The 13,696-nt window shown below is 66.3% G+C and carries 17 protein-coding genes; 10 read left to right on the forward strand and 7 right to left on the reverse strand.

Annotated features, from left to right (window positions below):
* Positions 1–5: 5 nt before the first annotated feature.
* Genes paaC through paaA form a run of 3 tightly spaced genes read right to left on the reverse strand, consistent with a single transcriptional unit; the run spans position 6 to position 2,289 of the window.
* Positions 6–938 (reverse strand): 1,2-phenylacetyl-CoA epoxidase subunit PaaC, encoded by a 933-nt coding sequence (paaC, locus tag HTA01S_RS11320; protein ID WP_084236032.1) that lies wholly within the window; start codon positions 936–938, stop codon positions 6–8.
* Positions 938–1,270 carry a 1,2-phenylacetyl-CoA epoxidase subunit PaaB gene (gene paaB, locus HTA01S_RS11325; protein ID WP_068171050.1) on the reverse strand — a complete coding sequence of 111 codons (333 nt, stop codon included), beginning with the start codon at positions 1,268–1,270 and terminating at the stop codon, positions 938–940. Before paaB ends, paaC begins: the two co-directional genes overlap by 1 nt.
* Positions 1,267–2,289 (reverse strand): 1,2-phenylacetyl-CoA epoxidase subunit PaaA, encoded by a 1,023-nt coding sequence (gene paaA, locus HTA01S_RS11330; RefSeq protein WP_068171053.1) that lies wholly within the window; start codon positions 2,287–2,289, stop codon positions 1,267–1,269. Before paaA ends, paaB begins: the two co-directional genes overlap by 4 nt.
* A 174-nt stretch (positions 2,290–2,463) precedes the next feature.
* Here paaA and HTA01S_RS11335 point away from each other — a divergent pair, with 174 nt between their 5' ends.
* Positions 2,464–3,063, forward strand: coding sequence for a CAP domain-containing protein (locus tag HTA01S_RS11335; protein WP_084236033.1), 600 nt, complete (start codon positions 2,464–2,466; stop codon positions 3,061–3,063).
* Between the two features lie 15 nt (positions 3,064–3,078).
* Here the strand turns inward: HTA01S_RS11335 and HTA01S_RS11340 are convergent, their stop codons facing one another.
* Positions 3,079–3,993: a 23S rRNA (adenine(2030)-N(6))-methyltransferase RlmJ gene (locus HTA01S_RS11340; RefSeq protein ID WP_068171056.1), complete on the reverse strand. Its 915-nt coding sequence runs from the start codon at positions 3,991–3,993 to the stop codon at positions 3,079–3,081.
* Positions 3,994–4,223: 230 nt separating this feature from the next.
* On the opposite strand from HTA01S_RS11340, the gene rplM reads away from it, so the two are divergent.
* From rplM to erpA, 5 genes are all read left to right on the forward strand, one after another.
* The gene (gene rplM / locus HTA01S_RS11345; RefSeq protein WP_068171060.1) at positions 4,224–4,655 is read left to right on the forward strand and encodes a 50S ribosomal protein L13; all 432 of its coding nucleotides are present in this window, start codon (positions 4,224–4,226) and stop codon (positions 4,653–4,655) included.
* A 12-nt stretch (positions 4,656–4,667) separates the two neighbouring features.
* On the forward strand, positions 4,668–5,060 hold the full coding sequence (gene rpsI / locus HTA01S_RS11350) for a 30S ribosomal protein S9 (protein ID WP_068171064.1): 393 nt from the start codon (positions 4,668–4,670) through the stop codon (positions 5,058–5,060).
* A gap of 107 nt (positions 5,061–5,167) precedes the next feature.
* Positions 5,168–5,875: a DUF6776 family protein gene (locus HTA01S_RS11355; protein ID WP_068171067.1), complete on the forward strand. Its 708-nt coding sequence runs from the start codon at positions 5,168–5,170 to the stop codon at positions 5,873–5,875.
* Between the two features lie 37 nt (positions 5,876–5,912).
* The gene (locus tag HTA01S_RS11360; RefSeq protein WP_068171070.1) at positions 5,913–6,314 is read left to right on the forward strand and encodes a bactofilin family protein; all 402 of its coding nucleotides are present in this window, start codon (positions 5,913–5,915) and stop codon (positions 6,312–6,314) included.
* Between the two features lie 113 nt (positions 6,315–6,427).
* Positions 6,428–6,793, forward strand: coding sequence for an iron-sulfur cluster insertion protein ErpA (gene erpA / locus HTA01S_RS11365; protein ID WP_068171073.1), 366 nt, complete (start codon positions 6,428–6,430; stop codon positions 6,791–6,793).
* 66 nt (positions 6,794–6,859) lie between these two features.
* Here erpA and HTA01S_RS11370 read toward each other — a convergent pair whose 3' ends face one another.
* Positions 6,860–8,197: a M23 family metallopeptidase gene (locus tag HTA01S_RS11370; RefSeq protein ID WP_068171170.1), complete on the reverse strand. Its 1,338-nt coding sequence runs from the start codon at positions 8,195–8,197 to the stop codon at positions 6,860–6,862.
* 186 nt (positions 8,198–8,383) lie between these two features.
* On the opposite strand from HTA01S_RS11370, the gene tyrS reads away from it, so the two are divergent.
* The 4 genes from tyrS (at position 8,384) to HTA01S_RS11390 (ending at position 12,251) form a co-directional block, all read left to right on the forward strand.
* Positions 8,384–9,685 (forward strand): tyrosine--tRNA ligase, encoded by a 1,302-nt coding sequence (tyrS, locus tag HTA01S_RS11375; protein WP_407656105.1) that lies wholly within the window; start codon positions 8,384–8,386, stop codon positions 9,683–9,685.
* 114 nt (positions 9,686–9,799) lie between these two features.
* The gene (locus HTA01S_RS11380) at positions 9,800–10,720 is read left to right on the forward strand and encodes a cation diffusion facilitator family transporter (protein ID WP_068171080.1); all 921 of its coding nucleotides are present in this window, start codon (positions 9,800–9,802) and stop codon (positions 10,718–10,720) included.
* A 60-nt stretch (positions 10,721–10,780) separates the two neighbouring features.
* Positions 10,781–11,242 (forward strand): D-aminoacyl-tRNA deacylase, encoded by a 462-nt coding sequence (dtd, locus tag HTA01S_RS11385; protein ID WP_068171083.1) that lies wholly within the window; start codon positions 10,781–10,783, stop codon positions 11,240–11,242.
* A gap of 4 nt (positions 11,243–11,246) precedes the next feature.
* Positions 11,247–12,251, forward strand: a complete 1,005-nt coding sequence (locus HTA01S_RS11390; RefSeq protein WP_068171086.1) for a chorismate transformation enzyme, FkbO/Hyg5 family — start codon at positions 11,247–11,249, stop codon at positions 12,249–12,251.
* A 23-nt stretch (positions 12,252–12,274) separates the two neighbouring features.
* On the opposite strand, the gene ybeY is transcribed toward HTA01S_RS11390, so the two are convergent.
* Entirely contained in the window at positions 12,275–12,736 is a 462-nt protein-coding gene (gene ybeY, locus HTA01S_RS11395) for an rRNA maturation RNase YbeY (protein ID WP_068171089.1), read from the reverse strand.
* A 13-nt stretch (positions 12,737–12,749) separates the two neighbouring features.
* Complete coding sequence (locus HTA01S_RS11400) at positions 12,750–13,685, reverse strand: PhoH family protein (RefSeq protein ID WP_084236040.1); 936 nt, start codon at positions 13,683–13,685, stop codon at positions 12,750–12,752.
* Positions 13,686–13,696 lie beyond the last annotated feature (11 nt).

A 13,696-nucleotide genomic window follows, 5' to 3' on the forward strand; every position in this document is an offset into this window, starting at 1 on the left:
GGTGTTCACCAGACGGCGGTCGGGTGCGCCCGCGCCAGGCTCTGCATCTCGGCCAGAAGGAAGCCCAGGTGCTCGGAGTGCACGCCCACATGGCCTTGTGCCACGTAACCCGCGTGTGGCTGGTCGTGGCGCGTGAGCGTGGCTTCGGTCAGGGTGTCGTTGACCAGGGCGTTCCAGTGATCGCGCAGCGTTCGCACGTCCACGCCACTGCCATCGGCGGCGGCCGCCTGCTCAGCGGGCGACGGGTGCCAGAAGGCTTCGCAGTAGGGCAGCAGGTGGTCGATGGCCGCCTGCGCGCGGCGGTGCGATTCTTCGGTGCCATCGCCGAAGCGCACCAGCCAGTCGCTGGCGTGGCGCAGGTGGTAACGCACTTCCTTCAGGGACTTGGCCGCGATGGCGGCCAGTTGCGCATCCTTCGACGCCCGCAGGCCGTCCCACACCAGCACCATGAGTGCGCTGACGAGGAAGTTGCGTGCAATGGTCACGGCGTAGTCGCGCTCGCTCACCGCGTAACCCACCAGCGGGCCGTGGTGCGGCAGCTCCATCAGCGTGTGGTTGCGGAACTCGGCAGTGCCGCGGAAGTAGGCCAGCGTGTCCTCGGCGATCAGTCCGTTCTGGCGTGCGCCCTGCAGGTGGGCGAATCGCAGTGCCTCGGCCGGGTCGGCGTTGATCAGGCTGGCCGCGTGCTGATACAGCAGGCGCGCCTGGCCGATCAGGTCCAGGCTGTTGTTGGCCAGGGCCAGGTCTTCTTCCAGGACGGGACCATGGCCGCACCACTCGGCGTTGCGCTGGCCCAGCACCAGGGCGTTGTCGGCCAGGTGCAATACATAGTCCACTGGAGCCCCCACGCTCCCCGCTTCGCGTGGTTCGCTGCCCCCCGTGGGGGTGCTCGCTTGCTTGGGGCGGCCCTGCGCGGCGCTCGGTTCGGTTGCTGCCATCACATGTGCCCCACTTTTTCGGGGATTTCGTAGAAGGTCGGGTGGCGGTAGATCTTGTCGGCCGCCGGGTCGAAGAAGCTGTCCTTGCTGTCGGGCTCGCAGGCGGTGATGGCGTTGGACGGCAGCACCCAGATGCTCACGCCTTCCTGGCGGCGGGTGTAGACGTCGCGCGCCATCTGCAGCGCGTGTTGCGCGTCGCTGGCGTGCAGGCTGCCGCAGTGCTTGTGCTCCAGGCCCTGCTTGCTGCGCACGAACACTTCCCAGAGCGGCCACTCTTTCAGTGCGGGCGCGGCCTCTCCGGGGAGGGGGCTGGGGTGAGGGCTCTGGTTCATGCGGCCTCCTTCTGTTGACGTTGCTGTTGCTTGGCGGCATGGGCCATCGCGGCTTCGCGCACCCAGGCCCCCTGTTCGTGCGCCTTGACGCGGGTGGCCAGGCGCTCCTTGTTCATCGGGCCATGGCCGTTGACCGTGGCCCAGAACTCGTCCCAGTCGATGGGTCCGTAGTCGTAATGGCCGCGCTCGGCGTTCCATTTCAGATCGGGGTCGGGCAGGGTCACGCCCAGCACCTCGGCCTGCGGCACGGTCGCGTCGATGAACTTCTGGCGCAGGTCGTCGTTGCTGATGCGCTTGATGCCCCAGCGCATGCCCTGCACGCTGTTGGGGCTGTCGGCGTCGGGCGGGCCGAACATGGCCAGGCACTTCCACCAATAGCGGTTCACCGCGTCCTGCACCATGGCCTTCTGCTCGGCCGTGCCCTGCATCATCACCAGCAGGGCCTCGTAGCCCTGGCGCTGGTGGAAGCTTTCTTCCTTGCAGACGCGGATCATGGCGCGCGCATACGGCCCATAGCTGCAGCGGCACAGCGGGATCTGGTTCATGATCGCCGCGCCGTCCACCAGCCAGCCGATCACGCCGACGTCGGCCCAGTTGAGCGTGGGGTAGTTGAAGATGGAGCTGTACTTGGCCCGGCCAGCGTGCAGCGCGTCCAGCATCTGGTCGCGGCTGGTGCCCAGGGTCTCGGCGGCGGAATAGAGATAGAGCCCGTGGCCGCCTTCATCCTGCACCTTGGCGATCAGGATGGCCTTGCGCTTGAGGCTGGGCGCGCGGCTGATCCAGTTGCCCTCGGGCAGCATGCCCACGATCTCGCTGTGCGCATGCTGGCTGATCTGGCGCACGAGGGTCTTGCGATAGCCGTCGGGCATCCAGTCGCGCGGTTCGATCTTGCCGTCGGCGTCGATCACCGCATCAAAGTGGGTTTGCAGCGCGGTGTTTTCGGCGGAAGGCGGGGCGGCGACCGATTTCAGATCCGGCCTGGCCTCGCTGTCCGCAACCGAAAAGGACTGGGTGTACATGGGCTTCTCCTGCTCCGGCCGGTGGGTGCGACACGGGTAGGACGGCAGTATAGGTAATTAACCGACCGATCGGTTGGTTAATTGTGGGGCGCGGCGTCAGGGTTTTACCGAGGGTGCCGTGAGGCGACACATTCCCTTACCCGATGAGCGGCATTTGCCCCTAGAGTCGCGCCCATGACGTCTTCCCTTGTGTTCTCGGTGCCAACGGCGCGGCGTGTGCCGGCCTGGCTGGGTGTGGGTGCCGTGGGGGTGGCGCTGTTGATCGCCTGTGGTGGCGGCGGTGGGTCTGACGCCCCGGGGTCCGATCCGTCCGCCAGCGGTCTGCTGCCGCTGGACGCCAGCACCAGTTGTGATCTGCCCGATTTCCAGGCGGCCCTGCTCCGGCAGGTCAACGCGGCCAGGGCCCGCGCGCGCAGCTGTGGCTCGACGGCCCTGCCGGCGGTGCCGCCGCTGGCCTGGGATGCGCGCCTGTTTTCAGCGGCGGCCCGCCATTCGACCGACATGGCGGTGCACGACTATTTTTCGCACACCGGGCGCGACGGTCGAACCGTCGACCAGCGCGTGCTGGCCGAGGGCTACGCCTGGACCTCGGTGGGGGAGAACATCGCCGCCGGTCCGCCGTCCGTCCCGGCCGTGGTGGCGGGTTGGCTGGACAGCCCCGGCCATTGCAGCAACCTCATGCGTGCGGGGTACGTGCACGTGGGTGTGGCCTGCGTCCAGCGCAGCGGCAGCACCTACGGCCGCTACTGGACGATGGTGCTGGCGCGTCCTTGAGGCGCCGGGCGCGACTCAGCCGCCCGTATCCAGCGACTGGGACTTGCCCCGACCACGCCCCAGAATCGCCAGCAATTGCGGCAGCGCTGCCTGCAGCGCGGCCTTGAGCGTGTGCGGTGGGTTGATGACGAACATGCCGCTGGCGGTCAGGCCAGGGCGGTCGTCCGGGCCGTGCGTCGGGTCCTGCCCGATCGCCAGCGTGGCATGCAGCCAGGGCCGTTGCGCCTGGTTGGCCAGGGTCTTGAGGCGGCGCGGCAGGTCGTGCGCCTCCGGGCGCGGAATGATCGGGTACCAGACCAGGTAGGTGCCGGTCGGGAAGCGGCGGATGAGTTCCTGTATGCAGGCGCTCACTTTCCCGTAGTCGCTCTTGATCTCGTAGCTGGGGTCGATCAGCACCAGGGCCCGCTTGGAGCCAGTGGCCGACGGGGGCGGGGGCAGCAGCGGCTTGACGCCCTCGAAACCGTCCTGCAGGGCCACCGCGATCTGCCGACCGGCTTCGAGCTGGCCGATGTTGGCCGACAGGGTGCGGCTGTCGGTGGGGTGCAGCTCGAACAACTTGAGCCGGTCGCGCGATTCGGTGCGCAGCAGGGAATGCATGACGAAGGGCGAACCCGGGTAGACACGCAACAAGCCCGAGGGGTTGAAGCTGGCGATCAGGTCCAGGTAGTCGTCCAGCGCCGGCGCGGCGGCCACGGGTTCAGCACCTGCCGGGCGCAGCGCCGCCATCAGCTTGACCACACCGTCCTTGGCCTCGCCGCCGGTTTCGGTGTAGTCGCCGTCCAGCCGGTACAGCCCGGCACCCGCGTGGGTGTCGATCAGCGTGATGCCGGCCTCTTTCTGCATCAGATGGCGCAGCGTGGCGATCAGGGTGGTGTGTTTGAGCACGTCGGCGTGGTTGCCGGCGTGGAAGGCGTGTCGGTAACTGAACATGCGTCGATGGTAGCGCCCCGGACGCCGATGAGAGACAAAACTTGCCGCCGCGCTTGCCAGCAGCGGCGGTAATTTCGTACAATGGAGGGCTTCGCAGCGAAACGCATGGCTCCGCGACGAAGACCGCGCACCGGGCAACCGGGGTGCAAAGCCCCACCTAAGAGTGTTCCGACAGAGAACAACCGACCGTGGAAAAGAGCCGCCAAACCACTTCTTTGAAGAGAAAACTCATGACCAAAACGTTCAGCGCCAAACCCGCTGACGTGACGCACGAGTGGTTTGTGATTGACGCGACCGACAAGGTCCTCGGACGAGTTGCCAGTGAAGTGGCTCTCCGTTTGCGCGGCAAACACAAGGCCATTTACACGCCTCACGTCGATACCGGTGACTTCATCGTCATCATCAACGCGTCCAAGATCCGCGTCACGGGCACCAAGTCCCTCGACAAGATTTACTACCGCCACTCCGGCTACCCGGGCGGTATCTACGCCACCAACTTCCGCGACATGCAGGCCAAGCACCCTGGCCGCGCGCTCGAGAAGGCCGTCAAGGGCATGCTGCCCAAGGGTCCTCTGGGCTACGCCATGATCAAGAAGCTCAAGGTGTACGGCGGTGCAGAGCACCCGCACACCGCCCAACAGCCACAAGTGCTGGAACTCTAAAGGAGCCTTGAGATGATTGGTGAATGGAACAATGGCACCGGCCGTCGCAAATCCAGCGTCGCCCGTGTGTTTCTGAAAAAAGGCTCCGGCCAGATCGTGGTCAACGGCAAGGACATCCAGTCCTACTTCGGCCGCGAAACCTCCATCATGATCGCCAAGCAGCCGCTGATGCTGACCAACCACGCCGAAACCTTCGACGTGATGGTCAACGTGCACGGTGGTGGCGAGTCCGGCCAGGCCGGTGCGGTGCGCCACGGTATCACCCGCGCCCTGATCGATTACGACGCAACGCTCAAGCCGGAGCTGTCCAACGCCGGTTTCGTCACGCGCGATGCCCGTGAAGTCGAGCGCAAGAAGGTCGGTCTGCGTTCCGCACGCCGCGCCAAGCAGTTCAGCAAGCGTTAACGCGCCTGGCTCCTGTCGCAAAAGCCGCCCACAAGTTCGTCTTGGGGCGGTTTTTTGCTTTTGAGGGCCCCTTGTGGGCGTCTGAATCGTTCGTTAGAGGTGAGTGAATGCGGTTTCGCCTGTTGCGCAGACGGTTGACGGTGAGCGCCCCCCGGGTCTCGGTGCGCAGCGCCCTGCCGTGGCCGTTTCGCTGGCTCCTGGGGGCCGTGGTCCTGGGTTTTTCCGGCGCGCTGGCGCTGTGGGCCTTCGAGTTCGGCAAGGACATTGCCGGTCTGGACCGCAACGCCAAGCAGGAACTGCAACAGCTGCGCGCCGAAGTGCAGGTGCTGCGGGCCGAACTGGGCAAGGCGCAGTCCGTGTCCAACACGTCCGAAAGCCTGCTCACGGCCGAAAAGGCCGCCCAGGCGCAGCTCATGCTGCAGATCCGCCAGCTCGAGGCCGACAACCAGGTCTTGCGCAGCGATCTGGGCTTCTTTGAGCGCCTCATTCCGGGTTCGGGCACGAACGCCTTGAGCATCCGTGGCCTGCAGGTGGAGCGCGTGGCAGAAGGGCAGCTCAAATGGCAGGCGCTCATGATCCAGGCCATGAAAAACGCCCCCGACTTCCGGGGCACGCTGGAAATCACCTTTGCCGGCACGCTGGACGGCAAGCCCTGGGCCACGACCCAGGCGCCGCAGCCTCAACCGGTCCTGATCCAGAGCTACCTACGCCAGGAGGGGCTGGTGGATGTGCCGGTTCAGGCCGTGGTAAAAACCGTCACCGCCAAGATCCTGCAAGGAGGCGCGGTGAAGTCGGTGCAAACCCTCAAGCTTTGAGCTTTGAATAACCATTAGTCGTCTGGAGCATTTCCCTATGTTTGGCAAGAAGAAGCAGCCACCCATCAAAAGCCTGATCGCGCATGGCACCCGCATCGAAGGCAACGTCCTGTTCCACGACGGCCTGCGGGTCGACGGTGAGGTGGTGGGCGACATCCGCGCCAGCGACGCGCAGCCCAGCATCCTGGTGGTGAGTGAAACAGCCAGCGCCACCGGCCAGATCCACGCGGACCACGTCATCATCAACGGCACCGTCAAGGGCCCCGTGTTTGCCTACGATCTGCTGGAACTCCAGCCCAAGGCTCGCATCGAGGGGGATGTGTCGTACAAGTCGCTGGAGATGCACCAGGGCGCCACCATCTCCGGCCAGCTCAAACCCATGGCCGGTGGTGGGATTGAGGAAAAACCCCCACTGAAGCTGGCGGCAAACAACGGCTGAGCACATTCCCGAGCGATTTGCTATAGCATTCAGATTCCGGTGGATGGTCGACATTCACACCACCATTTCCCGTGTGCGGGCCCACCCGCCACAACCACGACACGAGGTGATCCATGAGCGCAGTGGCCGACAACATCCAGACCGAAATGCCAGCCCCGCTGGTCTTCACGGACAGCGCTGCGGCCAAGGTGGCCGAGCTGGTGGCTGAAGAGGGCAATCCCGACCTGAAGTTGCGCGTGTTCGTGCAAGGTGGGGGCTGCTCTGGCTTCCAGTACGGCTTCACGTTTGACGAAGTGGTCAACGACGACGACACCACCATGACGAAGAATGGCGTGTCGCTGTTGATCGATGCGATGAGCTACCAGTACCTGGTGGGCGCCGAGATCGACTACAAGGAAGACTTGGAAGGTGCCCAGTTCGTGATCAAGAACCCCAACGCCAACACCACCTGCGGGTGCGGTTCGAGCTTCAGCGTCTGAAGCGGGGTTGCCGGACAACAAAAAGGGGAGCCACTGGCTCCCCTTTTTGTTGGTCTGGAACAGGCCCTATTCGGCGCTGGCCTGTTCGATGGTGGCCGCCGCGTCCAGATGCAGACGCTGGGCCTGCGCCACCGCATCGAACTGCGAGCGCAGTGCCGGACTCAGCGGGACGGTTTCACTGCGGCGTGCGACTTCCAGCGGGTCCTGGTGCACGCCACGGTCGCGGAATTCGAAATGCAGGTGGGGCCCGGTGGACGCACCCGTGGAACCCACGGCGCCCACACGTTCACCCTGTTCCACCTGCTGACCGCGCCTGACGTCGATGCGGCTCAGGTGCGCGTACAAGGTGGACTTGTTGTCCCGGTGGCTGATTTCGATCACGTTGCCATAGCCGCGCTGCCATCCCGCAAAACTGACCACGCCGTCGCTGATGGTGCGAACCGGTGTGCCACTGGGTGCGGCATAGTCCACGCCGAGGTGGGCTTTCTGCCTGCCGGAGATGGGGTGGAAGCGCATGCCGTAGCCGCTGCTCACGCGGGTGAACTCCAGAGGAGAACTCAGGAAGGTCTTGCGGGAGCTTTGCCCGTCAAAACCGTAGTAGGCCCCTTTTTGGCCGGGGGCCTCAAACCACACCGCCTCGTGCGCGCGTTCCTGGTTGACGAACACCGCGCTGAGCACCCGGCCCGCGCGCAGGCTTTCGCCATCGGCCTCCAGGCTTTCGTACACCACGCTGAAGCGGTCGCCCTGGCGCAGATCGCGCCGGAAATCGATGTCGGAGCCAAAAATCTCCGCCAGTTGCACGGCCACGTTCTCGGGCAGGCCCGCTTCATCGGTTGCCGCGAACAACGAGCTGCGGATCACGCCACCGGCGAGCTTGGTGCTGGCGACCAGCGCACCGGTTTCGACCCGGGCGGACAGGCCATCGGCACCCGGCTCGATCACCAGGCGGTGGAACACCCGCCCCTCGTCCGGCAGCCAGCGCGCGCTCAGGCGCATCAGTTCCTGGCGGTCGTTGGTCTCGACCGTCACCAGTTTGCCGGTGCGCCCGCCAAAGAGCTGGCGCGCGGTCGGATCGTTGCGCAGGAATTCCGAGGCCGCCGCGTCCAGCACGCCCAGGCGTTGCAGCAGGCTTTGAGCGGTGTCGTCCCGGCGCACGGTGTCGCTGCGGTACAGGACAAAGGGAACGGCCGTGGCGGGCAGTTCCAGCGTCAGCGGCTCGGCGGCCAGGGCCTCGATCACCTGATGCACCGGCAGCGTGGCCGCGTCGGGGGCCATCGGTGCGATGCCGAATGCGGTGACACCGGTGCCCAACAGCAACAGACCGATGCCGGCCATGATGCGGCGGGGATGCCGGCCAAGGCTGGCGGCCAGACGTAGCGGGGCGGTGCGCGCCGCCAGGCTCATGGTGTCCAAGTTGGATGGTTTCAAGATACAGGTCCAGCGGGCGCGCCGCGTGAACGGCGCACAAAAATGGGGAAGAGAATCAGCGTTGGAGGTGGTGGTTCCCGCTGGCCGATCAACGGCAAGGGACACACTTTGTGCTGGCATGAATCATGCCAACTAGAATCCACGGTTCTGTCGATCAAAAGTATAGCCAGATCCAGGGCTGCAGCATCTGAAAAAACCCGTATGAACACCCCCCAAAAAGACGGCAAAAGTTCTCAAAAACAGGCCCTTGTACCGGGTGAACTGACGGAAGGTGTGCGCGAGGCCCTGAGCGTGACGCTGCGCGGCTGCGAAGAACTCATTCCGCAGGACGACTGGGTGAAGAAACTGGCGCGGTCGGAGGCCACGGGCGTGCCGCTGCGCATCAAGTTGGGGCTGGACCCCACCGCGCCCGACATCCACATCGGCCACACCGTGGTGCTCAACAAGATGCGCCAGCTCCAGGACCTGGGGCATCAGGTGATTTTCCTGATCGGCGACTTCACCAGCCTGATCGGCGACCCCTCCGGTCGCAACAACACGCGCCCGCCGCTGACCCCCGAGCAGATCAAGGCCAATGCCGAGACCTACTACCGGCAGGCCAGCCTGGTGCTGGACCCGGCGAAGACCGAGATCCGCTACAACAGCGAGTGGAGCCTGCCGCTGGGGTCCATGGGCATGATCCAGCTCGCGGCCAAGTACACCGTGGCGCGCATGATGGAGCGCAACGATTTCCACGACCGTTTTAAGGCCGGCACGCCGATCAGCGTGCACGAGTTCCTGTACCCGCTGATGCAGGGCTACGACTCGGTGGCCTTGAAGAGCGACCTGGAGCTCGGCGGCACCGACCAGAAGTTCAACCTGCTGATGGGGCGCCACCTGCAGCAGGAGTACGGCCAGGAGCCGCAATGCATCCTGACCATGCCGCTGCTCGAAGGCCTGGACGGCATCGAGAAGATGTCCAAGTCCAAGAACAACTACATCGGCATCACCGAAGAAGCCAACACCATGTTCGCCAAGGTCCTGAGCATTTCGGACACGCTGATGTGGCGCTGGTACACGCTGCTGTCCTTCCGGTCTCTGGCCGAGATCGAGGCGCTGAAACAGGAGATCGACGGCGGGCGCAACCCCAAGGACGCCAAGGTGATGCTGGCCAAGGAAATCACCACCCGGTTCCACAGCGCTGCGGCGGCCGAAGCGGCCGAGCAGGACTTCATCAACCGCAGCAAGGGCGGTGTGCCCGACGAGATTCCCGAGGTGACGCTGCCGGGCGCGCCCATGGGCATCGGTGCGCTGTTGAAGGCGGCCGGTCTGGCGGCGTCGTCCAGTGAAGGCAACCGCTTGATCGACGGCGGCGGCGTGCGCATCGACGGCGTGGTGCTCAGTGACAAGGGTCTCCGGCTCGACGCCGGGTCGTACGTCGTTCAGGTGGGCAAACGCAAGTTCGCCCGTGTCAGTCTGGTGTGACGTGGCACTGGCCGGCCCGAAGCGCCGGCTGGCCAGGGCGTATCCTGGCGTTATGCCCCAGCCGTTGAACGCCGGAGGCCCCGCCTGTTCTTCCGATTCACAAGTGGTGCAGCCATGATGATGCGATTCCTGACGCCCCAGCGCCTGTTGATGGCCTCCGTGGCGGTGGCGGTGATCACCATCACCCTCAAGACCCTGGCCTGGGTGATCACCGACTCGGTGGGGCTGCTGTCCGACGCCATGGAGTCGCTGGTGAATTTGGCCAGCGCCATCTTCGGACTGGTGATGGTGACGATCGCGGCGCGTCCGGCGGACGAGGACCATCCTTACGGTCACCACAAGGCCGAGTATTTTTCCTCCGGCTTCGAAGGCATCCTGATCATCGTGGCCGCGCTGGGCATCGTCTGGACGGCGCTGCTCCGCCTGCTTGACCCGCAGCCCATCGAGCAGGTGGGCTGGGGGCTGGCGCTGTCGGTGGCCAGCTCGGCGCTCAATGGCCTGCTGGCCTGGGTGATGTTCCGCTCGGCCAAGCAACACCGCTCGATCGCGCTCGAAGCCGATGCGAAGCACCTGATCACCGACGTCTGGACCTCGGCCGGTGTGGTGATCGGCATTGGGCTGGTGCATTTCACCGACTGGCTCTGGCTGGACCCGGTGGTGGCCATCGGCGTGGCCTTGAACATCCTGAAAGAAGGCTTTCACCTGCTCTGGCGTTCGTCGCAGGGGCTGATGGACGAAGCGGTGGAGCCCGAGGTGATGGCCACGATCCAGCAGACGCTGGACGGGTTCGAGAGCCAGCGCGGCGAAACGGCCATCATCCGTTTCGACCACGTGAGCACCCGCAAGGCCGGGCAACGCCGCTTCGTGGACCTGCACATGCACATGCCCGCGGCCTGGTCGCTCGGGCGCGCGGCGGCGGTGCGGGCCAGCGTAGAGCAGGCGCTCATGAGCGCGGTGCCAGGCCTGCGCGCCACCATCCAGCTGTTGCCCAGCGACGTGGAGGCGCATTTCGACGATGAAAAGGATCTGATTTGAAGCCCACCCCCGCCGCGCCCCCGGTTTGCTGCGCCGCGCGTTGCATTGGGGGCTGTTGACATGATCGCTTTGCTGCAACGCGTGAGCGAGGCCCGCGTGGTGATCGCTGGCGAGACGGTGGGCGAGATTGGTGCCGGGCTGCTGGTGCTGGTCTGCGCCGAACCCGACGACAACGAAGCCGTGGGCGAGAAGCTGCTGTCCAAGATCCTGAAGCTGCGCATTTTTTCCGATGACCAGGGCAAGATGAACCGCAGCGTGCAGGACGTGGGCGGCGGCCTGCTCATCGTCAGCCAGTTCACGCTGGCGGCCGACACCCGCAGCGGCAACCGGCCCGGTTTCACCGGTGCGGCGCCGCCGGCGTTGGGCGAGGCGCTCTACGACGACTTTGTTGAAAAGGCTCGCGCGGCGCATCCCGAGGTGCAGACCGGCCGATTCGGTGCCGACATGCGGGTGCACCTCGTCAACGATGGCCCGGTGACGATCCCGTTGCGCATGGCGCCGCCATCTTCTTCCCCACTGTGAACCCATGACGCTTGAATTGATGTCCACCGTTTCCCCGTTCACCGGGGAAGGCTCTCACGTGCTGGGTGCCAGCTTGCTGGGCAGGTCCTTGCCCGCCAGCCGGCCAGACTGGCCGGTGCAGCGCCTGGAGGCGCCGCTGCTGGGCGCCGGGCCGGGCGTGCTGCACGAAACCTGGGTGACGGACGGACCCACGCTGGAGGGCCATACCGAAGGCATCCACTGGCGGCGCAGTGGCGATGTGCTCTTCGGCCAGATCGACCTCGCCGAGCCGCTCGCCGATTCGGCGTCCCCTGCGTCCGCGCAGCCCGTCTTGCAGGTCCTCAGCGAGCAGGCCTATGCCCGCCTGTTTCGCCTGCTCGACGCGCAGGGTCTGCCGCATCTGTGGCGGGTCTGGAACTACATGGCCGACATCACCGGCCAGTCGGGCGAGCTCGAACGCTACCGGCTGTTCAACCTGGGACGCGGTTCGGCGTTTGTGCAGAGCGCCCGCGGCGTGGAGGGCCAGGTGCCGGCCGCCTGCGCCATCGGGCTGGCCGGCGGGCCCTTATCGATCGCCTTCCTGGCGGGCGCCACGCCGGTGCTGCCGGTCGAGAACCCGCGCCAGGTCAGCGCCTACCACTACCCGGCCGACTACGGGCCGCGCAGCCCCACGTTTTCGCGCGCCGCGCTGGTCTACCCGCCGGGGCAGGAACTGCTGTTCATCTCGGGCACGGCCAGCATCGTCGGCCACCGCAGCGTGCACCCCGGCGATGTGCGGGCGCAAAGCCAGGAGGCGATGGACAACATCGCCGCCGTGGTCGCCGAGGCCAACCGCCATGCACGTGGCGGCGCTTTCACCCTGCCGGCGTTGAACTACCGGGTCTACATCCGCCACGCGGCGGACCACGCCGCTGTGCAGGCCGTGCTGGCGCAACGCATCGGCGCGGCGCCCCTGGTGTGCCTGCAGGCCGACATCTGCCGGCAAGAGTTGCTGATGGAAGTCGAAGCGATGGGCGCGCAGGCCGCTTGACGCGGCGGCAGCGCCCGACCGGGTCAGTCGCGCCGGTACGGGTCCGGCTCGCCGAGTCCGGCCAGGATGGCGGTTTCGCGCGCTTCCATCGCCTGCGCGTCTTCTTCGCCGGTTTCGTGGTCCCAGCCTTGAGCGTGCAGCGTGCCATGCACCAGCAGGTGCGCGTAGTGCTCGGCCAGCGGTTTGCCCAGATCGGCGGCTTCGCGCGCAACCACGGGCGCGCACAGCACCAAGTCGGCCATCACCACCGGTTCGGTGGCGTAGTCGAAGGTCAGCACGTTGGTGGCGTAGTCCTTGTGCCGGTAGTCGCGGTTGAGCGCCTGGCCTTCTTCGGCGTCGACGACGCGCACCGTGATCTCGGCGTCGGCGTCGAGCGCGTGGCGGATCCAGCGCACCACCTTGTGGCGGGGCAGCGCGGCGCGGTGGGGGGCGGCGTCTTCCAGCGCGCCGAATTGCAGGGAGAGGCTCAGGGAGGGCAGGGCCATGGTGGGGATGTGTTCAGGCGGCCGTGCGGCGCGCGCGTTTGGCGGGGGCCACGTCGGTGCTGGGGTGGCGCGCCTCGTAGGCGTCCACGATGCGCGCCACCAGCGGGTGGCGCACCACGTCGGCGCTGCTCAGGCGCGTGATGGCGATGCCCTGCACGCGCTTGAGCACCCGCTCGGCGTCGATCAGGCCGCTGAGTTCGGTGCGCGGCAGGTCGATCTGGCTCACGTCGCCCGTGACCACGGCCTTGCTGCCGAAACCGATGCGGGTGAGGAACATCTTCATCTGCTCCACCGTGGTGTTCTGCGCCTCGTCCAGGATCACGAAGGCGTGGTTGAGCGTGCGCCCGCGCATGAAGGCCAGCGGCGCGATCTCGATCTGCTGGCGCTCGAAGGCTTTCTGCACCTTGTCGAAGCCCATCAGGTCGTGCAGCGCGTCGTACAGCGGGCGCAGGTACGGGTCCACCTTCTGGCCCAGATCGCCGGGCAGGAAGCCGAGCTTTTCGCCGGCCTCCACCGCCGGGCGCGTGAGCACGATGCGCTGCACCGCGCTGCGCTCCAGCGCGTCCACCGCGCAGGCCACGGCCAGGTAGGTCTTGCCGGTGCCGGCCGGGCCGATGCCGAAGGTGATGTCGTGCGTGGCCATGTTTTCCAGGTAACGCGCCTGGGCCGGCGTGCGCCCGCGCACCTCGCCGCGACGCGTCTGCATCGCCAGGGCGTCGTCGCCGGTGGCGGGCAGGGCGGTGTCGCCGCTGAGCATGAGCTGCACCGTTTCGGCCGGAATCGGCTTCTTCGCCATTTCGTACAGCGCCTGCAGCGTTTCCATCGCCTGGGTGGCTTTGGCCTTGGGGCCTTCGACGCGGAACTGCTCGAAACGGTGTGCCACCTTGACCTGCAGCGCCGCCTCGATGCTGCGGATGTGGCTGTCCATCGGTCCGCACAAATGGCCCATGCGCAGGTTGT

This window comes from Hydrogenophaga taeniospiralis CCUG 15921 (assembly GCF_001592305.1).
GTDB classification, from domain to species: domain Bacteria; phylum Pseudomonadota; class Gammaproteobacteria; order Burkholderiales; family Burkholderiaceae_C; genus Hydrogenophaga; species Hydrogenophaga taeniospiralis.